The following is a 22,582-nucleotide window of genomic DNA, read 5'->3' on the forward strand; positions in this document are numbered from 1 at the left end:
AAAGGGGTTTGAAGAATGTCATTTGAAGTATTTGAAAAGCTGGAAGCAAAAGTTCAGCAAGCGATTGATACCATTACGCTGTTGCAAATGGAAATCGAAGAGTTGAAAGAGCAAAACAGCGCGTTGGCCCAGGATGTTCAGGCCGCGGCCGGTTCCCGTGAAGCGCTGGTGCGCGAGAACGAGCAACTGAAAGAAGAGCAGCAAGTCTGGCAAGATCGTTTACGTGCGTTGCTCGGTAAGATGGAAGAAGTTTAAGCGTTTAGCGCTATAAAGCGTCAATCCCCGCGTCAGGCGGGGATCTGCAAGATGTGATTGAGGCCGCGAGGATTATTCAATATCCAGCGGATCTTCCGCCAGAATAATCCCGGTGTTGTCGGCGTATAGATGATCGCCGGAAAAGAATGTCACCCCGCCAAAATTTACACGGATATCACTTTCCCCAATGCCTTCGCTGGCGGCGCCGACCGGAATGGCCGCCATAGCCTGAATGCCGATGTCCAGTTCAGCCAGATCGTCCACCTGACGCACCGCGCCGTAAATGACAATCCCTTCCCATTCGTTCTGGGTCGCTAATCTTGCCAGTTCCGCATTGATCAGGGCGCGGCGCACCGAGCCACCGCCATCAATCAAAAGTACGCGCCCGCTGCCGTTTTCTTCCAGTAGATCGTAAAGCAGGCCGTTATCCTCAAAACATTTCACCGTGGTGATTTTGCCACCAAATGAAGTACGCCCGCCAAAGTTGGAGAACAGAGGCTCAACGACGTTAACCTCTTCATGATAAATGTCGCACAGTTCGGAAGTATCGTATTTCATAGGATTGATGTCAGTTTGCCGCAGGGATTGTGAGTATATCCCTTTCTGACAGGTGTTGGCAAAATCATCAAATGTTAACTTGATGCGTATCAGTAAACCGCGGCAACACGCGGTACTTGTTTATCTCATCGGGTCGCCGTACCCGGTCAGCAGCAGGCGCGGGGCGGTATTTTTCGCTGCCTTCCCGCGTCTTGTTAACTAAGCATCACCCCGACAGCAAACAAAATATTGGTCAGCAGCGCACCCTTAACGGTTTTTTCCAGCATAGGGCGCATGCTGAACGCGCTGGTTTCACGCAGCACATAGATGGCTTGCTTGAGCAGCAGCGGCAGCGTAAGGAGAAAGAGCCAGCCTGCCAGACTATGCAGGTAAAGCATGGCGAACAAGCCGAGACAAAATGGGGCCAGCATCAACAGCAGCGTGTGGTAACAGCGGGCCTTCTGCGCGCCAAGACGAACGGCCAGCGTGTTCTTGCCGCTGAGACGATCGTTGTCGATATCGCGCAGGTTGTTGATGTTCAATACGGCGGTGGCAAGCAGCCCGCAGGCGGTGGCTGGCAACATGACGATGCTGTCGAAATGGCCGGTTTGTAGGTAATAGGAACCAGCGACGCTGAGCCAACCGAAAAATATCAGTACCGAGATATCACCCAGCCCGATGTAGCCGTAAGGACGATTCCCCACGGTATAGGTGATGGCGGCGAGAATAGCCAGCAGCCCCAGCACCAGAAATCCGATGATATCGCTAGGTTTTTCACAGGCGAGGATCACCAGCGATACACCTGAAATGATGGTAAACACAATGGTGGCAATCAGTGCATTTCTCAACTGAGACAGGCTAATCGCGCCAGTTTGAATACCCCGTAATGGCCCGATGCGGTCTTCGGTGTCGCTGCCTTTGACCGCATCCCCATAGTCATTTGCCAGATTGGAAAGAATCTGTAGCAAGCCCGCAGTGAGCAACGCCAGTAATGCGACACCCGGTTTAAAACTGCTATGCCAGCTTGCAATCGCCGAGCCGGTAACGATAGAAGCGAAAGCTAATGGCAATGTTTTTGGACGCAGGCTGTCCAGCCAGGCTTTGGTTTTGCTGCTATGGGTTAGTAAGGTCATAGTGTGCTTCAATTTTTATTGTCTATGAATAAATAATTTTTTAACGACAGAGCCACAAACACAAACGGGAGGCCGAAGCCTCCCGTTTATATCGTTAACAGGACGATCCGTGAAACGGATTATAAGATAAATCGGCTCAGATCTTCATCTGCTACTAATTCATCCAGGTGACCGCTTACGTAATCTGCGTCAATGGTAACATTTTGACCACTCATTTCGCTGGCATCGTAAGAAATATCTTCAATCAGACGTTCCAATACGGTATGCAAACGACGTGCGCCGATGTTTTCGGTACGTTCGTTAACCTGCCAGGCGGCTTCTGCAATACGACGAATGCCCTCTGCGGAAAACTCAATGTTGACGCCTTCCGTTGCCATCAGCGCTTTATATTGCTCGGTCAACGAGGCGCTCGGTTCGGTCAAGATACGCTCAAAATCTTCTGTCGTCAGTGCCTGCAATTCGACACGAATCGGCAGACGTCCCTGCAATTCCGGGATCAGATCGGACGGACTGGCCACCTGGAAAGCGCCTGATGCGATAAACAGAATATGGTCGGTTTTGACCATACCGTGCTTGGTTGACACGGTACAACCTTCAACCAGCGGCAACAGATCGCGCTGAACGCCTTCGCGGGAAACATCCGGGCCGGAACTTTCGCCGCGTTTACAGATTTTATCGATCTCATCAATAAACACGATGCCGTGTTGCTCGACCGCTTCGATAGCCTGCTGTTTCAATTCTTCAGGGTTCACCAGCTTGGCGGCTTCTTCTTCCACCAACAACTTGAAGGCTTCCTTGATTTTCACTTTACGGGCTTTTTGCTTCTGACCCGCCAGATTCTGAAACATGGATTGCAATTGGTTGGTCATCTCTTCCATGCCCGGCGGGGCCATGATTTCAACGCCAACCGGGGCGGCGGCCAGATCGATTTCAATTTCTTTATCATCTAACTGGCCTTCACGTAATTTCTTACGGAACGCCTGACGCGCCGCGGAAGGTTCATTCGTTTCTTCCGGCTGCCCCCAGTTGTTTTTGGCCGGTGGGATCAGCACATCCAGAATACGCTCCTCCGCCAGTTCCTCAGCACGGTAACGGTTTTTTTCAATGGCTTGCTGACGCACCATTTTTAGCGCCGAATCAGTCAGATCGCGGATAATCGAATCGACTTCTTTACCCACATAACCAACCTCGGTGAATTTGGTGGCTTCAACCTTGATGAACGGCGCATTAGCCAGTTTAGCCAGACGACGGGCAATTTCGGTTTTACCGACACCCGTCGGGCCGATCATCAGAATGTTTTTCGGGGTAACTTCATGGCGCAGCGTTTCTTCCAGTTGCATCCGACGCCAGCGGTTACGTAGCGCAATCGCCACGGCGCGTTTGGCATTATGCTGGCCGACAATATAACTATCGAGTTCGCTGACGATTTCGCGCGGGGTCATTTCAGACATAGTTGATCCTTACACCTTTGAGGCTAATTCTTCAATCGTGTGGAATTGGTTGGTATAGATGCAGATATCACCCGCAATACCTAACGACTTTTCGACAATATCCCGTGCGCTCAATTCAGTATTTTCGAGTAAGGCGCGAGCGGCTGCCTGGGCATACGGACCACCGGAGCCAATAGCAATCAGGTCGTTTTCCGGCTGCACGACATCGCCATTACCCGTAATAATCAGCGAGGCATTTTCATCAGCAACGGCGAGTAAGGCTTCAAGCCGACGCAACATGCGATCGGTACGCCAGTCCTTCGCCATTTCCACCGCCGCTTTCACCAGGTGTCCCTGATGCATTTCCAGTTTGCGCTCAAAAAGCTCGAACAAGGTGAACGCATCTGCTGTGCCGCCGGCAAAGCCTGCAATAACGCGATCATTGTAGAGGCGGCGTACTTTACGCACATTGCCTTTCATGACGGTGTTGCCCAGCGTGGCCTGCCCATCACCGCCAATGACCACCTGACCGTTGCGGCGTACACTTACAATAGTTGTCACGAGTAAATCCCCGTTACTGAAGAAAAAGATCCCCCGCCACGGCACGGCGACGGGGCATATTGAATTTATAGATGGGGGAAGGCGTGGGGTTTTTCAACCCCCGCTGGCGAGCGGGATACAGTTTGACGCGCCCGCGCCTTTGAGTCGTTGCAGCATGCTGTCCGCCGCGGCGCGGTTATTGTACGGTCCCAGCATGATGCGGTTCCAGCCGCCGTTAGAGGTGATGCGGCTTTCGATACCGGCAAAAGCCAGTTGCGCTCTCACTGATTCGGCGGGTTCCATGGTTTTGAATGAACCGCATTGAACGACCCAACGCTGTGCTTTCTCTTGTTCCTGCTTTGGCGTTGGAGACGGTTTAATCGGCGCCTGCTGCGCCGTTTCCTGTTTTGGCGCGGCTGGCGTCGCGGTAACGGCAGGCGGGGACGTGGTGGTCGCTGGCGCTTGCTGCGTCGGTGGTTTGATCGTCACTTGTGTGCGCGGGACTTGAGTCTGGTCGTTATACGGCACTTCCGAAAGCTGTGTCGGCTGACGGCGCATATCCGACTGCATTTGTTCCAGCAACTGGCGCTGTTCGTCCGTCAACTGCACCGGTGACTGAATTTCTCCGCCGGCAGAGGGCTCGGTAGGCGACGTCACGCCCAACTGACGGTTCTCCAGTTCCTTGATATAACGCCAGCGTTCTTCTGGCTTGGGCGGTAATCCGCTGCCTTTGCCCGCAGCATTTTGATGTGGCAGAACCGGCGACTCATCTGGTTTATTGTGAGCGATGAAATACAGCCCGCCGGCAAAGGTGACCAAAACAGCGGCCGCCAGCGCCACCATGATTTTGGACGTTCCTGAAGCGTTGCTTTTTCTTCGGCTGGTTGTCTTTTTGCGGCGCGTACCTGAACGGCCCCGGCTGACATAGTCTCTTTGTGCCACTGTCGTTTCGCTGTGAATTGAATAAGATGATTAAGGTGTCATGTTACTGAACCTTAAAATATTTGACCAGCACCTGAATTCTTAAAGCCTGTTGCGTGAATAATTCAGGGCCGCCGAGCTTTCCCGTATTACCAATGTACTGGCCAGAAGCCGTGAACCGCTGTGCACGGTATGACCGTGTAGCTGCTCCAATAGTAGCAGCATCGCCTCGCGTCCGATCTGATAACGTGGTTGCGCCACGGTGGTCAGCGGCGGCCAACAATATTTGGCCTGCTCGATGTCGTCAAAACCCACCACTGAAATATCGCGTGGTATATCCAGCCCCATCTTTTTAGCCTGTGAGAGTACCCCCAGCGCCATGATGTCGCTATGGCAAAAAATCGCACTGGGCGGCAGCGGGTGTTTCATCAACGTAATCAGACCGTTTAGCCCGGTTTCATACGTGAAATCACCGCGGATGATGTACTGATTATCGATGCTAATACCGCTGCGGCGCAGCGCTTGCACATAACCCTGAAGCCGGTACTGGCTCAAGGGCATGTTTTCGGGACCGGCAATGCAGGCGATGCGTTGATGACCGAGTTGATGTAAATAGTGTACGGCTTCAAATGCGGCGGTCAGGTTATCGATATGCACCGTCGGCAATTCCAGTTCCGGCGCGAACTCATTCGCCATGACCATCGGCGGCAGATTGCGCTGTTCTTCTTTTCCGGCATCGAACGGCAAGTCTGAACCCAACAGCAGCATGCCGTCAATTTGCTTGGTGATGATTAAATCAATAAAGGTTTTTTCTTTCTGACGTTGATGAGCGCAGTCGCCAATCAGCACCAGATAACCATGCTGTGCCGCGGTTTCTTCAATTCCTCTGAATATTTCAGAAAAGTAAGGATCGCAGATATCCGGCACGATGGTCAGAATGGTTCGCGATTCATTGCGCCTGAGATTTCTGGCCAGCGCATGGGGCGAGTATCCTACAGCAATAACCGCTTGTTCGACTTTTTTTCGTGTCGTTGCGGATACCTTTTCCGGGTTCATCAACGTGCGGGAAACCGTGGCGGTGGAGACACCGGCCTCATCCGCCACGTCCTTCATCGTCGCGGTAGCGACGTCTTTCTTCTGTTCCAACGCTTTTCTCCTCGCGTCAGCCTGAACTGGCGCTTTCGGCCTGGATTATTGCTTTCCCCTTTCAGACTGTCATGGCTGATTCGCCGAGGCTGAATGACAGTGCTGGGGCGTTGTCGTATTTTGTATCGCAATGTTTCTCAGCATACCGTCCTCAGGCGTATTCTTAACAGATTGAATGCAACTTTTGTTGCTTAATTTGCATGGAAAATATGATGAGTCGTGATTTTCCGATGCGGTTCGCAATAAATTGTCATAGGGCGCCAAACTATGAAAGGGTTAGCCGTCCGTGGGGTCGACATCCAGCACCCACTTCACTTTGCGCGCTTGCGGCAGCGTATTGATCAGCGTCATCGAGGTTTTGATCAGCCGTTGCAATACCGTCCGGGATGGATGCTGCAACAACAACTGCCAACGGAAGCGGCCTGCCCGTTTAGGTTGCAGTGCGGGAACCGGTCCCAGCAGCCAGAGTGATTCATCCCGCAGCGGACTGGCCTCCAACAGATTGCGCAACTGTTGCAGAAAGAGCGCGGCCTGCTGGTTATCATGATCGTCGGCGCGAAACAGAATATGGTTGGTGAACGGCGGCAGAAAAACGCTTTTGCGTTCTTTCAACGTCTGGCTGGCAAAGGCGTCATAGCCCTGTTGCAGCAGTGTTTGCAGTAAAGGGTGCTCCGGGTGATGCGTCTGCAATACCACTTCTCCCGCTTTACCGGCGCGGCCAGCCCGACCTGATATCTGGGTATAGAGTTGGGCGAAGCGCTCGGCGGCGCGGAAATCCGCAGAGAACAGGGAACTATCCACATCCAGCAGAGCAACCAGCGTGACATCAGGAAAATGGTGGCCTTTCGCCAGCATTTGGGTGCCGATCAGAATGCGTGCGCCGCTTTGCTTCACCTGTGATAACTGATGTTCGAGCGCGCCTTTGCGACTGGTGGTGTCCCGGTCGATACGGGTGATGGGCGTATCGGGAAATAACGGCGTCAGGTTCTGCTCCAACTGCTCTGTCCCCAGACCGACAGGCGCCAGGTTGGTGGAGCCGCAGCCGGGACACTGATGCGGTATCGGGCGCTGGCTGTCGCAATGATGGCAGCGCAGCATTTTCTGGTGTTGATGCAAGGTATAATAGTGATCGCAGCGCTGACATTCGGCAATCCAGCCGCATTCATGGCACATCACCACCGGTGCGAAGCCACGGCGGTTAAGGAACAGAATCACCTGATTATTCTGCGCCAGGTGGTGTCGGATGCGGGTAATGAGCGGTTGCGACAATCCGCTGGTGAGCGGCAGCCCCTTTAGGTCGAGAACGTGCTGGCGGGCCAGCATCGCATTGCCGGGACGTTTAGTCAGTGTTAACTGACGATATTTGCCAATCTGTACGTTATAGAGCGTTTCCAGCGCAGGCGTCGCAGTACCCATGACGATAGGGATATCTTCTTCTCTGGCGCGGAACACCGCCAGATCGCGGGCATGATAGCGCCAGCCCTCCTGCTGTTTGTAGGAGCCGTCGTGCTCTTCATCAATCACGATCAATCCCAGTCTGGCGAATGGGGTAAACAGGGCTGAACGCGTGCCGATGACGATCGCCGCTTCGCCGCTGCGGGCGCGCAACCACACCGCCAGTCGTTCACTGTCATTCAGAGCGGAATGCAGCACATCGACGGGAGCGTTGAAACGCTCACGAAAGCGGGCGATCGTCTGCGGCGTCAGACCGATTTCCGGCACCAGCACCAGCGCCTGTTTTCCCTGCGCCAGCACATTTTCCAGGACGCTCAGATATACTTCCGTTTTGCCTGAACCGGTGATGCCGGCCAGTAGCCAGGCGGAAAAATGATTATCTTCACTACGAATGGCGCCAACCGCGGTAGCCTGTTCGGTGTTCAGTCGCAGACGATCTGTTGCGGTACTGAAACATTTACGCCAGTCATGGAAAACCTGTTCGCTGGCTTTCAGATCGCATAAGCCTTTACTGCGCAACGCCTGAAATGCGGTTTCCGTTAATTCGGTTGCGTTGATCTGATGGCGGTACATCGGCGCCTGAAGTAACGCGGCCAACGCCTGCTGCTGTTTGGGCGCTCGCTTTAACGAACTCAACGGGGTGGCCCGTCCCCGTTCGGTGGCAAACCATTGCCAGAGTGGAGCGCGGTGGGCCGGTTTTCCCTGACGGAGTAAGATTGGCAAGGCGTGGAACAGCACTTCGCCGATGGGATAGTGATAATAATCTACCGCCCAGCGTAAAATGCGCCACAGGCTGTCGGGAAATAAAGGCTGATCGTCCAGGACGGCATGGATGGGTTTCAATTGATCCAGCGGCAGTTCGCTTGCTTCGCTTAATGCGGTAACGATGCCAATTGCCTTGCGATTGCCAAAGGACACGCTGACGCGCACGCCGACTTGCGGCTGAATGCCGTCAGCGGGGAACAAATAATCGAATGTACGGGCCAATGGCACGGGCAATGCGACCTGGGCGACAGACATGACATCTCCGGTTGGATCTGGCGTGAAAGAAAGTAAGCCGCTAGTGTACATGCTGTGAACGATATTGTGTGGATGCGATTGCATCAGGTTGTCTGTTTCTGTATGATCCGCCGCCATTATGCTGTTTGCATGATGAACTCATTTACTCAACTTTCGTGTGGTGTCTGGCGGAACAGGGCTGGATAGCGACACGGCCTTAACAGAGGTTTCCCATGAAAAAAGGTATTCACCCGAATTACGTCGAAATTACGGCAACTTGCTCTTGCGGTAATGTTATCAAAACCCATTCCACTGTGGGTCGTGACCTGAGCCTGGACGTTTGTGGCGCTTGCCACCCGTTCTACACCGGTAAACAACGTGTTGTTGATACTGGTGGTCGTGTCGAGCGCTTCAACAAGCGTTTCAGCGTGCCGGGCAGCAAAAAATAAGTTATTCCGGTTAGCGGTAAAAGCAAACAAGGGCGCCTGCGGGCGCCCTTGTCGTTTCTGATATCTCATTTCCAATCTGGACATATGGTTAATGCGCGAATATCGGGAAAGCGTGAAATGCGTCGCTTAATACTCCCAGGTATCGGGGTCTATCCCCATTTCCCGCATGATGATTTTCGCCGCTTCCGGGATCTCATCACAGCGCTCCTTACGTAAATCTTCATCATTTGGCAAAGGCTGTCCGGTGAAGGCATGCAAAAAGGCCTCGCACAAGAGTTCGCTGTTTGTTGCGTGTCGCAGGTTGTTGACCTGGCGTCTGGTTCGCTCATCCGTCAATATCTTCAGAACTTTCAGCGGGATAGACACCGTGATCTTTTTAACCTGTTCGCTTTTTTTACCGTGTTCAGCATAAGGGCTGACATACTCGCCGTTCCACTCAGCCATGGGATACCTTAAAAATTAATCGTAATGAAGACAGCATCTGTCATGAAATACCACGATTCTAGCGGTTATTACGCTTATGCTCAATCTATACGCAAAGAAGTTTAGAAGTCTAGATGTATTGACGTCTATTAAAACTGGGTTTACTCTTTACTTTCTCATGTTTCAGCCTCCAGCCAGGAAAAAACCGATGACGCGTAAACAGGCAACGATCGCAGTTCGCAGCGGGTTAAATAATGACGAGCAATACGGCTGTGTCGTCCCGCCCATTCATCTTTCCAGCACCTATAATTTTATCGGCTTCAACCAGCCAAGAGTCCATGATTATTCACGTCGCGGTAACCCGACGCGTGATGTCGTGCAGCATGCGCTGGCTGAACTGGAAGGTGGGGCGGGCGCGGTGATGACCAGCAGCGGAATGTCGGCCATTATGCTGGTTTGCACGGTGTTTCTGCGTCCGGGGGATGTATTGGTCGCGCCGCACGACTGTTACGGCGGTAGCTATCGCCTGTTTGACAGCCTGAGTAAGCGCGGCGCGTTTCGCGTGAAGTTTGTCGATCAAGGCGATGACGCGGCGCTCAAGGCGGCGCTGGAAGAGAAACCCAAATTGGTGCTGGTGGAAAGCCCCAGCAATCCTTTACTGCGCGTGGTCGATATCGCGGCGATTTGTCGCGCCGTTCGCACGGCGGGCGCCATCAGCGTGGTGGATAACACTTTCCTGAGCCCCGCGTTACAACAACCGCTGGCATTGGGCGCGGATCTGGTTATCCATTCCTGTACGAAATACCTGAATGGCCACTCCGATGTGGTGGCGGGCGCGGTGATCGCCAACGATCCTGAAATCGTGACCGAACTGGCTTGGTGGGCCAACAACATTGGCGTAACGGGCGCCGCGTTTGACAGCTACCTGCTGTTGCGCGGGCTGCGCACGCTGGCGCCGCGTATGGCTGCCGCGCAACGCAATGCGTTGCAACTGGTGGAGTATCTGCAACAACAGCCGCTGGTGAAAAAACTGTATCACCCTTCATTACCGCAGAATCCCGGTCATGAGATTGCTTGCCGTCAGCAATCCGGGTTTGGCGCCATGCTAAGCTTTGAACTGGATGGTGACGAAGAGACATTACGACGGTTTCTGGAAGCGTTGGAATTGTTTACGCTGGCGGAATCGCTGGGTGGAGTGGAGAGCCTGATTTCCCACGCCGCCACCATGACCCACGCTGGCATGGCGCCCGAAGCGCGCGCCGCCGCCGGGATCGCTGAAACATTACTGCGTATTTCAACCGGCATTGAAGACGGTGATGACCTTGTTGCCGATCTTGATCGTGCATTTCAGGCTGCGACGAAGAGGTAAGAATGAGTGCATTAAGCATAGCGGCGTCGGTAACAGGCCGACAATTGCATAAATTTGGCGGCAGCAGTCTGGCGGATGTGAAATGTTACCAGCGTGTGGCCGGCATCATGGCTGAGTACAGTCATCCTGGCGATTTGATGGTGGTTTCCGCGGCGGGCGGTACGACTAACCAATTGATTAGCTGGTTAAAACTGAGCCAGAGCGATCGTCTTTCCGCCCATCAGGTTCAGCAGGCGTTACGTCGCTATCAGCGCGATCTGATCACCGGGTTGCTTCCCCCCGAAATGGCGGAGCCGTTGATTTCCCAGTTTATCCGCGATCTGGAGAGTTTGGCGGCGCTGCTGGATGGAAAAATTACCGATGCCGTATACGCCGAAGTAGTGGGGCACGGCGAGATCTGGTCTGCCCGTTTGATGGCAGCCGTGCTTAATCATCTGGATATGCAGGCGTCCTGGCTGGATGCGCGTGATTTTCTGCGGGCAGAGCGAGCGGCGCAACCTCAGGTGGATGAGGGGCGCTCCTGGCCGCTGTTGCAACAATGCCTGACGCAGCATGCGGGACACCGTGTGGTCGTGACCGGATTTATCTGCCGTAATGACGCCGGTGAAACAGTGTTGCTGGGGCGCAACGGCAGTGACTATTCTGCGACGCAAATTGGGGCGCTGGCAGGCGTGGAGCGGGTGACGATCTGGAGTGACGTCGCTGGCGTCTATAGTGCTGATCCGCGCAAAGTAAAGGATGCCTGTCTGCTGCCGCTGTTGCGCCTGGATGAAGCCAGCGAACTGGCGCGACTGGCTGCGCCTGTGCTGCATACGCGCACGCTGCAACCCGTTTCCGGCAGTGATATCGACTTACAATTGCGTTGCAGTTATCAGCCGGAGCAGGGCTCAACGCGTATTGAGCGCGTACTGGCTTCGGGGACTGGCGCCAAGATCGTCACCAGCCATGATGATGTCTGCCTGATAGACATTCAGGTGCCGCCGGAACATGATTTTTCTTTGGTACAGCGGGAAATTGAACAGTTACTGAATCGGGATCAGTTGAAACCGCTGGCGACGGGAATTCATCAGGATCGTAACCTGCTGCAACTCTGTTATACCTCTGAAGTGGTGTACAGCGCCTGGACGCGGCTGGAACAGGCGGCGCTGCCTGTTCAATTACACAAGCGGGAAGGGCTGGTGCTGGTAGCGATGGTCGGGGCGGGCGTGAGCAAGAATCCGCTGCATAGCCATCGCTTTTATCAACAGATGAAAGATCAGCCTATCGAGTTTATCTGGCAATCGGAAGATGGGATCAGTCTGGTCGCAGTGCTGCGCATCGGGCCGACGGAACATCTGATCCGCGGCCTGCATCATTCTCTGTTCCGTGCGGAAAAACGTATCGGTCTGGTACTGTTTGGTAAAGGGAATATCGGTTCCCGCTGGCTTGAACTGTTTGCCCGTGATCAACGTCCTCTCTCTGCCCGCACCGGTTTTGAATTTGTGCTGGCGGGCGTGGTGGACAGTAGCCGAAGTTTGCTGAGTTACGATGGTCTGGATGCCAGCCGGGTATTGGCCTTTTTTGAGAACGAAGCGCAGGAGCGGGACGGAGAAGATCTGTTCCTGTGGATGCGCGCGCATCCGTTTGACGATTTGGTGGTGCTTGATATGACCGCCAGCGAATCGGTCGCCGATCTGTATCTTGATTTCGCCAGCTATGGTTTTCACGTTATCAGCGCGAACAAACTGGCTGGCGCGTCCGGTGGCAATAACTATCGCCAGATTCGGGATGCATTTGCCAAAACGGGCCGTTACTGGCTGTATAACGCGACGGTCGGGGCGGGGTTGCCGGTGAATTTCGCCGTGCGCGATCTGCGTGAAAGCGGCGACACGATCCTTGCCATTAGCGGTATTTTCTCCGGCACGCTTTCCTGGTTATTCCTACAGTTCGATGGTTCAGTGCCGTTTATCGAACTGGTGGATCAGGCATGTCAGCAGGGGCTGACCGAACCGGATCCGCGTGTGGATCTGTCCGGGCAGGATGTGATGCGCAAGCTGGTGATTCTGGCTCGTGAAGCCGGATATGAAATAGAACCCAGTCAGGTCCGAGTGGAATCGCTGGTGCCGCCAGGCTGTGAGGAAGGATCGGTCGACTACTTCTTCGAGAATGGTGAATCGCTTAACGAACAGATGATACAGCGTCTGGAAGCCGCTCAGGAGATGGGATTGGTGCTGCGGCACGTTGCGCGCTTTGACAGCAATGGTAAAGCGCGTGTCGGCGTCGAGGCGGTCCGGCCCGATCATCCACTGGCCTCGTTGTTGCCAGGCGACAATGTGTTTGCCATCGAAAGCCGCTGGTATCGGGATAATCCCCTGGTGATCCGTGGCCCAGGCGCGGGGCGAGATGTTACTGCCGGCGCTATTCAGTCAGATTTAAACCGTCTGGCGCAGCTGCTCTGAAGGGACTCTGCCTTGCCCGTGCGCAGAAGCGATGTTCTGCGCATTTTGCTCCATTTTTCTTCCTCCTTTTTTCTCCAGAACCACATGTTGAATTTTCTTCATGTGGCTTGAGTAATCATCACCACATAAGCTGGTTAAAAGCGTTGACTCTTGACGTGGATTACGTCATTTTCTATATAGACGTCTAAACGTATAGACGTTTATATCGATGATAATAACAGTAACGGCGAATGGGGTGGCAGGTATGAGTTTTTTTCACGCAAACCAGCGGGAAGCGCTGAATCAAAGCCTGGCGGAATTGCAGGGACAGATTAATGTTTCATTTGAATTTTTTCCGCCGCGTACCAGCGATATGGAAGACACTCTGTGGAATTCTATTGACCGTCTGAGCAATTTGAAGCCGAAGTTTGTTTCCGTGACCTATGGCGCCAACTCCGGCGAACGTGATCGTACTCACAGTATCATCAAAAGCATTAAAGAGCGCACCGGTCTGGAAGCGGCTCCGCATCTCACCTGCATTGATGCTTCCCGTGAACAGTTACGTGAAATCGCTCAGGATTACTGGCAGAGCGGTATTCGTCATATTGTGGCGCTTCGCGGCGATTTACCGCCGTGCGGCGGCAAGCCGGAAATGTACGCCGCCGATCTGGTAACATTGCTCAAAGAAGTGGGTGACTTTGATATTTCTGTCGCCGCCTATCCTGAAGTGCATCCAGAAGCGAAAAGCGCGCAAGCTGATCTGATCAATCTGAAACACAAGATTGACGCTGGTGCGAATCGTGCAATTACCCAGTTCTTTTTTGATGTGGAAAGCTATCTGCGTTTTCGCGATCGCTGTGTGGCGACGGGGATCGATGTGGAAATTGTTCCGGGTATTCTGCCCGTCTCCAACTTCAGGCAATTACAGCGTTTTGCCACCATGACAAATGTTCGTGTGCCGAACTGGATGACGGCCATGTTCGAAGGGCTGGATAATGACCCGGAAACCCGCAAAATGGTGGGCGCTTCCATTGCGATGGACATGGTGAAAATCCTGAGTCGTGAAGGGGTGAAGGATTTCCACTTCTATACGTTGAATCGCGCTGAATTAAGCTATGCAATTTGCCATACGTTGGGCGTCCGTCCGGCGGTTACATTATAAATGATTCACTCCAGACACAGGGTGCTCAAGCATCCTGTGAGTTCAGGCTTGCAGCTTGGGCCGCAATCACCCTCTTCCATCATGATGACCCAACCCTCGTTCGATATTTCCCGCCAATATTTATATCGTTAGTCAATGCATTATTACCGTCCGCAATGACGTTGTCGGTGTGATGAGCTGCTTTCCTGACGTTCTTAACAAGAGGATCAGGCACGAAAGGCACAAAATGCTATAAACGTCAAATTGCTTGAATACATTAGCTGGCTCATTATAGCGAGGCAAGTTGGTATAAAAGCCTCTGGTAAATATGGCTTAATCTCGTAATGATGAAATTGTTTTATTTGTGACGAAATAAATGGGTATGTTGCGATGAGCGATACTATTTATTTGCCTGTTGATAGGAATGAACGTTCATTGCTATGCTATCTATCGCCATTTGCTATCGTGATAAGGAGAATAATAAATGAATATTCGGGATTTAGAGTATCTTGTAGCGCTGGCGGAGCATCGCCATTTTCGGCGCGCTGCGGACTCTTGCCACGTTAGTCAGCCAACACTCAGTGGACAAATTCGTAAGCTTGAAGATGAACTCGGCGTCATGTTGCTGGAGCGAACCAGTCGGAAGGTATTGTTTACTCAGGCAGGGCTACTCTTAGTCGAACAGGCGCGCACCGTTCTACGTGAAGTAAAGGTATTGAAAGAAATGGCAAGCCAGCAAGGGGAAACAATGTCAGGTCCTTTGCATATCGGTTTAATCCCGACGCTCGGACCTTATCTGCTGCCGCAAGTCATCCCGATGTTGCACCACACATTTCCCAAGCTCGAAATGTACCTGCATGAAGCGCAAACTCACCAACTGTTAGCACAACTGGATAGCGGCAAACTGGATTGCGCTATATTGGCCATGGTGAAAGAGTCTGAAGCCTTTATCGAAGTACCCTTATTCGACGAGCCGATGAAACTGGCGATTTATCAGGATCATCCGTGGGCGAATCGTGAACGGGTCGCCATGTCTGATCTGGCTGGTGAGAAGTTGTTGATGCTGGAGGACGGACACTGTCTACGCGATCAGGCAATGGGATTCTGCTTTCAGGCCGGGGCAGATGAAGATACGCATTTCCGGGCGACCAGTCTGGAAACGTTGCGTAATATGGTGGCGGCAGGCAGCGGGATCACGTTGCTGCCGTCGCTGGCGGTGCCGAATGAGCGGGAGCGTGATGGTGTTTGTTATTTGACCTGCTACAAACCGGAGCCAAAGCGCACCATCGCACTGGTTTACCGCCCCGGTTCACCGCTGCGCGGACGTTATGAACAACTTGCCGATACCATCCGCGAACATATGCAGGATTATATGGAAAACCTGTCAAAACAGACGGTTTAAACCATTTAAAGCCGCGACCCGAAAGGCTTCCGCCATCGTTGGGTAATTGAAGGTAGTATTAACGAAATACTCGATAGTATTGCCTTCGCCTTTTTGCTCCATGATGGCCTGGCCGATATGGATAATCTCCGCCGCGCGCTCGCCAAAACAGTGGATACCCAGAATCTGTTTGGTTTCACGATGGAACAGAATTTTCAGGCTGCCCACATTCATTCCCACGATTTGTGCGCGTGCAAGATGCTTGAACTGCGCTCTTCCCACCTCGTAAGGCACTTTCATCGCCGTCAGTTGCTGTTCGGTTTTACCCACCGAACTGATTTCAGGAATGGTGTAAATTCCGGTAGGAATATCTTCAATCAGATGGGCGGTCGCATCACCTTTGGTGATGGCTTGGGCGGCAATGCGTCCCTGATCGTAAGCCGCTGAAGCCAGACTGGGGTAGCCGATGACATCACCCACGGCATAAATGTGCGCCAGATCGGTCTGATACATGCTGTTGACCTTTATTTGCCCGCGGCTATCGGTGCTCAGACCGATGTTATCCAGCCCCAGCGTTTCAGTATTGCCGGTACGACCATTGGCATAAAGCAAGCAATCGGCTTTCATCTTCTTGCCGGATTTCAGATTTATGATCACGCCGTCAGGCACGCCTTCAATGTTTTCAAACTCTTCGTTATGGCGGATAACCACGCCGTTGTTCCAGAAGTGATAAGACAGGGCATCCGACATTTCCTGATCGAGAAACGCCAGCAGACGATCGCGGGTGTTGATCAAGTCAACCTTGACGTTCAATCCGCGGAAAATGGAGGCATACTCGCAACCAATAACGCCAGCGCCGTAGATAATGACGTGCTTCGGTTCATGATCCAGTTGCAGGATGGAGTCGCTGTCGTAAATACGGGGGTGGGCGAAATCCACTTCCGCCGGATGGTAAGGTCGGGAGCCTGTGGCGATGATAATATGCGCGGCAGTCAGCGTGTCGTGCGTATCGTCCGGGTAGTGGACGGCGATAGTGTGCGGATCAATAAAACACGCTTCGCCAGAGAAGAGTTCGCACTGATTTCGTTCATAAAATCCCTGACGCATCCGCGTTTGCTGGCCAATGACGCTATCAGCGTGGCGCAGGATATCAGAGAAAGAGGAACTGATAATGCGGGAGTTATCACTGTACAACGGGTTTTGATTGAATTCGATAATACGGCTGACGGCATGACGCAGGGCTTTTGACGGAATGGTTCCCCAATGGGTACAACCGCCGCCAACATTATAGTGCCGTTCAATTACGGCAATTTTGGCGCCCTGTTTGGATAATCCCATTGCGGCGCCTTCACCACCGGGGCCTGAACCGATTACTATCGCATCATAATCGAACTGCTTTGGTATTGTCATGGTAGGCTCCACCTGTTTCATACAAAACAATAACGTGATTGTAACATTTTCGGGAAAAGATCCCAATCATCCCTGTTTTTGCTATGGAAAATGATGGTCACATTTTTAATATGACAAACTTTGTCTCAGTATGCTGAGATTAAACTTTGCTATAGTGCTTTTCTGAACAGGGGAGCAGATGATTTGGGCAGGATAATGGGTGTCAGAGCACAACAAAAAGAACGGACGCGTCGTTCCCTGATTGAGGCGGCGTTTAGCCAATTAAGCGCTGAACGCAGCTTCGCCAGCCTGAGCTTGCGTGAAGTCGCGCGTGAAGCGGGCATTGCTCCAACCTCTTTCTATCGCCATTTTCGTGACGTGGATGAATTGGGGCTGACGATGGTGGATGAAAGCGGTCTGATGCTGCGTCAGTTAATGCGTCAGGCCCGGCAACGCATCGCCAAAAGCGGCAGCGTCATCAGAACCTCTGTCTCCACCTTTATGGAGTTTATTGGCAATAACCCTAACGCTTTTAGATTGTTATTGCGTGAGCGATCAGGGACGTCCGCCGCGTTTCGTGCGGCTGTCGCGCGGGAGATTCAGCATTTCATCGCAGAACTGGCGGATTATCTGGAAGTCGAAAATCACATTCCCCGCAGTTTTGCGGAGGCGCAGTCAGAAGCAATGGTTACCATTGTTTTCAGCGCCGGGGCGGAAGCATTGGATGTCGATCTGGCGCAGCGCAGGCAACTGGAAGAACGCCTGGTGCTGCAACTGCGAATTATTTCCAAAGGCGCCTATTATTGGTACAGAAAGGAACAGGACAATAGCGCCGGAGCTTCGTGAGTATTACCTATACACATGAGAAGGGAGAAACCATGACAGAACAACAACCTCAGCAAGAAAAAGGCACGCTGCTCCTGGCGTTAGTCGCTGGCCTGTCTGTTAACGGATCGTTTGCGGCGTTATTCAGCACGATAGTGCCATTTTCCATCTTCCCCTTGATAGCACTGGTTTTATCTGTTTACTGTTTGCACCAGCGCTATATGAATCACAGTATGCAAGAAGGCATGCCGATGTTGGTCGCCGCATGTTTTCTACTTGGTCTGCTGATCTACAGCGCGATTGTCCGCGTTGAATACCCGGACATCGGTTCAAACTTTGTTCCTTCTCTGCTTTGCGTGGCATTGGTGTTCTGGATTGGCCTTAAATTGCGCGCCAGAAAGCCAGCCAAAGAGATCGACACGCCATAGGCACATCAAAGCCTGGCGGCCAGACGCCGCCTGCGTATAACGAATTACCGACGCTTTTCCAATAACACGCCGCATTCCATGTGATGGGTATAAGGGAATTGGTCAAACAGCGCCAGACGGCGAATTTGATGGGTTTCGTTCAGCGTTTGCAGATTATGGCACAGCGTTTCCGGGTTGCAGGAAATATAGAGTATGCGCGGGTAGGCTTGCACCAGTTTGACTGTCTGGGCGTCCAACCCGCTGCGCGGCGGATCGACGAAAATGGTGTCACATTGATAGCTCGTCAGATCGATACCTTCGAGGCGATTAAATTTGCGCACGCCTTGCATCGCCTGAGTAAACTCTTCTGCCGCCATGCGAATAATCTGTACGTTATCAATCTGATTTGCGGCAATGTTATATTGCGCCGCCGCGACGGAAGGCTTGGCGATTTCCGTGGCCAACACCCGATCAAAATTTCGCGCCAGCGCCAGCGAAAAGTTTCCGTTGCCGCAGTAAAGCTCCAGCAAATCCCCTTTTGAACCTTGAGTCGCTTCCAACGCCCATTCCAGCATCTGGATATTCATGGCGGCATTAGGCTGGGTAAAACTGTTTTCTACCTGACGATAAATCAGCTCCCGGCCCGCGACAGGCAAGCATTCGTCAACGTAATCACGATCGAGGCAAATTTTGGTTTTCGTCGCACGGCCAATCAGTTGCAGGCGGAAGCCCTGTGCGTTCAGGCTATCGCGCAGCGCGCCGGCATGCTGTTGCCATGTTTCATCCAATGCGCGGTGATAGAGCAGCGATACCGCCACTTCACCGCTCAGCGTGGATAAATAATCAATCTGGAACAGCTTGCGGCGCAGGATCGGGTTTGGCTGTAATGCGCTGATCAGCACGGGCATCAGACGGTTAATCAGTTCACTGGCCGCGGGAAATTGGTCAACCCGAATACGCTGCTTGGTCTGTTGATCAAACATGATGTGATAGAGCTCGTCGCCGTCATGCCAGATGCGGAATTCCGCACGCATCCGATAGTGACTGACGGGCGAGCGGAAAACCGCAGGCGAAGGGGCATTGAAAGGAGCCATCATCCCGCACAGACGTTCAGTTTTTTGTGCAAGCTGGTCGTCATATTGTTCAATAGGCAGGATTTCTGGCGTCATGGTTTTCTCGTCCGAATGGCGTCTAAAAGGAGCTTAATGGCGGGGAATTGTAGGGAATCCCGCCGGGAAGTCCAGTTTTGTTACATTATTATCCTGTAATGAAATAGCAGTCTAGACATCTGCAATACGCGATCGTAGCATGTGCGTCCGGCCTTGTATCACGAGTTAAAAGGGAATCCAGTGTAAATCTGGGGCTGACGCGCAGCGGTAAGGGAAAGCCAGAGCGATAGCATTCATGCAGACACTGTCTTTTAAAGATGGGAAGTCATCGCTCTTTGTTGTTACACTATGATTATTAAGCATATCTTCATTTTTAATCATGGTAACAACGGCATCCAAGCCCGAAGACCTGCCGGTATACGTCGCAATGACCATGACCATCGCGTGCTATCGATCGTGGTAATGCGGCATCCTTATATATGGTTTGGATGCTAAAGACATGCCTAATAACAAAATATTGCTGTCGGCAGTACTTTCTGTCGCGGCCTTTCCCGTCTGGGCGCAAGATAATAATTCACCTCAAGACTCTTCTGACAACCTGGTGGTGACGGCAAATCGTTTCCCTCAACCTGTTTCCTCCGTTCTCGCCCCAATGGATATCGTTACCCGTGACGATATTGAGCGTTGGCAGGCTAAAAGCCTGACTGATGTGATGCGGAGACTTCCTGGGGTGGATATTGCGCAGAATGGCGGACGTGGACAAAATGCGTCGATGTTCATTCGTGGCACAAATTCCAGCCATGTACTCGTTTTGATTGACGGTATCCGTATGGCGTCGCCGGGCGTTACCGGCAGTGTGGATTTTAATCAGATACCGATGTCTTTGGTGCAACGTATCGAGTATATCCGCGGGCCTCGCTCAGCCGTTTATGGCCCAGAGGCCATCGGCGGAGTGATAAATATCATTACTCAGCAAGGAACTGACGGCGGAAAACTTGAGGCAGGCGTTGGCTCGAATAAATATCAAATCTATGATGGCAGCCTACGCCAGCACATTAGTGATAATACGGCGATAAGCTTAGCTGGCTCTTTTGAAGAAACACAGGGTTTCAATGTGTACCCTACGTCATCCGCCCCAGCCGATAACGATAATGACGGTTTTCGTAGCAAGGCTCTGTGGGGAAGCATTGAACAGAAATTTAATGATTCCGTATCTGGTTTTGTACGTTCGTATGGCTATGGGAATAAGACCGATTATGATCAGCTTTCCGCAGGATTTAGCGATCAGCGACAGCTATACAGCCGAAATTTTGACGGCGGTCTGCGATTCCAGAACAACGATTTTGCATCGCAACTGATTGGGAGTTATCAGACGTACAAAGATTATGACTTCGAATCCGCCAAGGGTAACTATGCGCCAGGTTACTCATTAAATGAAGTTACACAGCGGAGCTTATTGTGGGGCAATACGCTGGCGGTAATAAATGGTTCGATTAGTGCCGGGGTTGACTGGCGTCGGGAAGAAAACAAACCGGGTACAAGTAATCAAGGTCATACGCGTGAAAATACGGGACTCTATCTCACGGCTCAGCAACAATATTTTGAGCAAGTGACTTTAGAAGGCGCGATACGTACAGACGATAGCAGCCAATATAATCGGCATAACACCTGGCAGGCAGCCGCAGGTTGGATGTTTATACCGGATTATCGCCTCATCATATCTTATGGCTCCGCGTTTCGTGCTCCTGCTTTCGGTCAGATATACGGCACCTGGGGTAATGAAAGCATTAAAGCAGAAGAGTCATCCCAATGGGAAGCCGGGCTGGAAGGGGTGACGGGCCCACTATCATGGCGTTTATCCGCTTATCGCAACAAAATCGATAACCTGATAGATTACGATTATGTGACTAATAAGTATTTCAATACGGATAAGGCGACAATAAAAGGCGTTGAGTGGACGGGCAACATTGATACGGGCATATTTAGTCACCGCTTAACGTTGGAGTACCTGGATCCGCGACGGGATTCGGATAATACCGTTTTGGCGCGCCGGTCGAAGCAAAAAGCCTCGTATCAGATTGATTGGACTCTGTTCGATATCGATATGAATATCGCTTATCAATATAACGGTAAACGATACGATAACAGTCCAAATATGTTTAACTCTCAACAACGCCGCCTCCCAAGCTATAGCACGGTCGATCTCGCCGCGTCATATCCGGTCACCCCGCATCTGACGGTTCGTGGTAGAATCGCCAACCTGTTTGATAAAGATTATGAGACGGCATATGGCTACCGAACGGCAGGGCGAGAATACTATCTCACCGGAAGCTATACCTTCTGACCTGCCATCCCGTCCCACGGTTCTGGTGTTTGATTCCGGCGTGGGCGGGCTGTCTGTTTATGAGGAAATCAGGCAATTGTTGCCGAATCTTCACTATATATATGCATTTGATAATGAAGCGTTTCCCTACGGTGAAAAGCCGCAGCAGTTTATTATTGAACGTGTAGTCGAGATTGTTACCGCGATTCAGCGGCGACATCCATTGGCGTTGGTGGTGATTGCTTGTAACACCGCCAGTACCATTTCCCTTCCCGCCTTACGTCAGCGTTTTATTTTCCCTGTCGTAGGCGTGGTTCCCGCAGTTAAACCGGCAGCGAAACTAACGCGTAATGGTGTCGTTGGTTTGCTGGCGACCCGCGCAACGGTGCAACGTCCTTACACGCACGAGCTTATCGCCCGTTTTGCAAATGATTGTCAGATATTGTCACTTGGCTCGTCAGAATTGGTTGAATTGGCAGAAGCAAAGTTGCAGGGAGAAACGATCTTAACGGTCGATTTGCAAAAGCTTTTGCGTCCCTGGTTACGTTTGCCAGAGCCCCCGGATACGGTTGTTCTCGGATGTACTCATTTCCCATTGCTGGCAGAAGAACTGCAAAGGGCGTTACCCGATGGGACGCGGCTGGTGGATTCTGGTGCGGCGATTGCCAGAAGAACCGCCTGGTTGGTCGGCAATCTTGATAATCCACCTTGTTCAACAGAAAAAAACTTGGTGTATTGCCTGACGATTACCCCTAAAGTTGCCACCCTCTGGCCGATATTGCAGCGTTATGGCTTCTTTTCACTGGAAAAACTGCCGCTTTAACGTGCTAATGGGTAAATTGTAGGCGAACGACATTTTTTTTGCATTTAGCGCTTGTCAGCGGCGGATAAGTGCCTATAATGCGCCACCACTGACCCGGCGACAGCGGCTTA

At 52.2% G+C, this 22,582-nt stretch carries 20 protein-coding genes and 1 riboswitch; of the genes, 10 read left to right on the forward strand and 10 right to left on the reverse strand.

What is annotated here, in order from left to right; genetic code table 11:
- The first annotated feature begins 15 nt into the window (after positions 1 to 15).
- A complete protein-coding gene (gene zapB, locus NC856_RS13455) occupies positions 16 to 255 on the forward strand; it encodes a cell division protein ZapB (protein ID WP_113865698.1) in 240 nt (79 codons plus the stop codon).
- Between the two features lie 72 nt (positions 256 to 327).
- Here the strand turns inward: zapB and rraA are convergent, their stop codons facing one another.
- From rraA to priA, 7 genes are all read right to left on the reverse strand, one after another.
- Positions 328 to 813 carry a ribonuclease E activity regulator RraA gene (gene rraA / locus NC856_RS13460; protein WP_113865756.1) on the reverse strand — a complete coding sequence of 162 codons (486 nt, stop codon included), beginning with the start codon at positions 811 to 813 and terminating at the stop codon, positions 328 to 330.
- A 194-nt stretch (positions 814 to 1,007) separates the two neighbouring features.
- The gene (locus NC856_RS13465; protein ID WP_264090939.1) at positions 1,008 to 1,925 is read right to left on the reverse strand and encodes a 1,4-dihydroxy-2-naphthoate polyprenyltransferase; all 918 of its coding nucleotides are present in this window, start codon (positions 1,923 to 1,925) and stop codon (positions 1,008 to 1,010) included.
- A gap of 119 nt (positions 1,926 to 2,044) precedes the next feature.
- Positions 2,045 to 3,376: an HslU--HslV peptidase ATPase subunit gene (gene hslU / locus NC856_RS13470; RefSeq protein WP_264090940.1), complete on the reverse strand. Its 1,332-nt coding sequence runs from the start codon at positions 3,374 to 3,376 to the stop codon at positions 2,045 to 2,047.
- Between the two features lie 9 nt (positions 3,377 to 3,385).
- Positions 3,386 to 3,916: an ATP-dependent protease subunit HslV gene (hslV, locus tag NC856_RS13475; protein ID WP_264090941.1), complete on the reverse strand. Its 531-nt coding sequence runs from the start codon at positions 3,914 to 3,916 to the stop codon at positions 3,386 to 3,388.
- A gap of 93 nt (positions 3,917 to 4,009) precedes the next feature.
- Complete coding sequence (gene ftsN / locus NC856_RS13480; protein WP_264090942.1) at positions 4,010 to 4,837, reverse strand: cell division protein FtsN; 828 nt, start codon at positions 4,835 to 4,837, stop codon at positions 4,010 to 4,012.
- An 81-nt stretch (positions 4,838 to 4,918) separates the two neighbouring features.
- Positions 4,919 to 5,929, reverse strand: a complete 1,011-nt coding sequence (gene cytR / locus NC856_RS13485) for a DNA-binding transcriptional regulator CytR (protein ID WP_404802332.1) — start codon at positions 5,927 to 5,929, stop codon at positions 4,919 to 4,921.
- A gap of 309 nt (positions 5,930 to 6,238) precedes the next feature.
- A complete protein-coding gene (priA, locus tag NC856_RS13490; protein ID WP_264090944.1) occupies positions 6,239 to 8,437 on the reverse strand; it encodes a primosomal protein N' in 2,199 nt (732 codons plus the stop codon).
- A 212-nt stretch (positions 8,438 to 8,649) separates the two neighbouring features.
- Between priA and rpmE the strand changes: the two genes are divergently transcribed.
- Complete coding sequence (rpmE, locus tag NC856_RS13495) at positions 8,650 to 8,865, forward strand: 50S ribosomal protein L31 (protein WP_264090945.1); 216 nt, start codon at positions 8,650 to 8,652, stop codon at positions 8,863 to 8,865.
- A gap of 126 nt (positions 8,866 to 8,991) precedes the next feature.
- Here the strand turns inward: rpmE and metJ are convergent, their stop codons facing one another.
- Complete coding sequence (gene metJ, locus NC856_RS13500; RefSeq protein ID WP_264090946.1) at positions 8,992 to 9,309, reverse strand: met regulon transcriptional regulator MetJ; 318 nt, start codon at positions 9,307 to 9,309, stop codon at positions 8,992 to 8,994.
- 187 nt (positions 9,310 to 9,496) lie between these two features.
- On the opposite strand from metJ, the gene metB reads away from it, so the two are divergent.
- The 4 genes from metB (at position 9,497) to oxyR (ending at position 15,617) form a co-directional block, all read left to right on the forward strand.
- Positions 9,497 to 10,657: a cystathionine gamma-synthase gene (metB, locus tag NC856_RS13505; RefSeq protein ID WP_264090947.1), complete on the forward strand. Its 1,161-nt coding sequence runs from the start codon at positions 9,497 to 9,499 to the stop codon at positions 10,655 to 10,657.
- A 2-nt stretch (positions 10,658 to 10,659) separates the two neighbouring features.
- The gene (locus NC856_RS13510; protein ID WP_264090948.1) at positions 10,660 to 13,095 is read left to right on the forward strand and encodes a bifunctional aspartate kinase/homoserine dehydrogenase II; all 2,436 of its coding nucleotides are present in this window, start codon (positions 10,660 to 10,662) and stop codon (positions 13,093 to 13,095) included.
- Between the two features lie 244 nt (positions 13,096 to 13,339).
- Positions 13,340 to 14,236 carry a methylenetetrahydrofolate reductase gene (gene metF / locus NC856_RS13515; RefSeq protein ID WP_264090949.1) on the forward strand — a complete coding sequence of 299 codons (897 nt, stop codon included), beginning with the start codon at positions 13,340 to 13,342 and terminating at the stop codon, positions 14,234 to 14,236.
- Between the two features lie 463 nt (positions 14,237 to 14,699).
- Positions 14,700 to 15,617: a DNA-binding transcriptional regulator OxyR gene (gene oxyR, locus NC856_RS13520; protein ID WP_264090950.1), complete on the forward strand. Its 918-nt coding sequence runs from the start codon at positions 14,700 to 14,702 to the stop codon at positions 15,615 to 15,617.
- Here oxyR and sthA read toward each other — a convergent pair.
- Complete coding sequence (gene sthA / locus NC856_RS13525) at positions 15,600 to 17,000, reverse strand: Si-specific NAD(P)(+) transhydrogenase (RefSeq protein ID WP_264090959.1); 1,401 nt, start codon at positions 16,998 to 17,000, stop codon at positions 15,600 to 15,602. The two genes, oxyR and sthA, sit on opposite strands and share 18 nt — an antisense overlap.
- A 201-nt stretch (positions 17,001 to 17,201) precedes the next feature.
- On the opposite strand from sthA, the gene fabR reads away from it, so the two are divergent.
- Together fabR and NC856_RS13535 are read left to right on the forward strand one after the other, a co-directional pair.
- Positions 17,202 to 17,831 (forward strand): HTH-type transcriptional repressor FabR, encoded by a 630-nt coding sequence (gene fabR, locus NC856_RS13530; protein ID WP_264090951.1) that lies wholly within the window; start codon positions 17,202 to 17,204, stop codon positions 17,829 to 17,831.
- A gap of 32 nt (positions 17,832 to 17,863) precedes the next feature.
- Positions 17,864 to 18,238: a YijD family membrane protein gene (locus tag NC856_RS13535; protein WP_264090952.1), complete on the forward strand. Its 375-nt coding sequence runs from the start codon at positions 17,864 to 17,866 to the stop codon at positions 18,236 to 18,238.
- 44 nt (positions 18,239 to 18,282) lie between these two features.
- Here NC856_RS13535 and trmA read toward each other — a convergent pair whose 3' ends face one another.
- Complete coding sequence (gene trmA, locus NC856_RS13540) at positions 18,283 to 19,386, reverse strand: tRNA (uridine(54)-C5)-methyltransferase TrmA (protein ID WP_264090953.1); 1,104 nt, start codon at positions 19,384 to 19,386, stop codon at positions 18,283 to 18,285.
- A gap of 134 nt (positions 19,387 to 19,520) precedes the next feature.
- A riboswitch (cobalamin riboswitch) is annotated at positions 19,521 to 19,757 on the forward strand.
- Between the two features lie 68 nt (positions 19,758 to 19,825).
- Between trmA and btuB the strand changes: the two genes are divergently transcribed.
- Together btuB and murI are read left to right on the forward strand one after the other, a co-directional pair.
- Entirely contained in the window at positions 19,826 to 21,670 is a 1,845-nt protein-coding gene (btuB, locus tag NC856_RS13545) for a TonB-dependent vitamin B12 receptor BtuB (RefSeq protein ID WP_264090954.1), read from the forward strand.
- The gene (murI, locus tag NC856_RS13550) at positions 21,615 to 22,472 is read left to right on the forward strand and encodes a glutamate racemase (protein ID WP_264090955.1); all 858 of its coding nucleotides are present in this window, start codon (positions 21,615 to 21,617) and stop codon (positions 22,470 to 22,472) included. The genes btuB and murI overlap by 56 nt, the downstream gene beginning before the upstream one ends.
- Positions 22,473 to 22,582: the final 110 nt, after the last annotated feature.

The sequence above is a fragment of the Brenneria izbisi genome (assembly GCF_025840185.1).
Taxonomy (GTDB): domain Bacteria; phylum Pseudomonadota; class Gammaproteobacteria; order Enterobacterales; family Enterobacteriaceae; genus Brenneria; species Brenneria izbisi.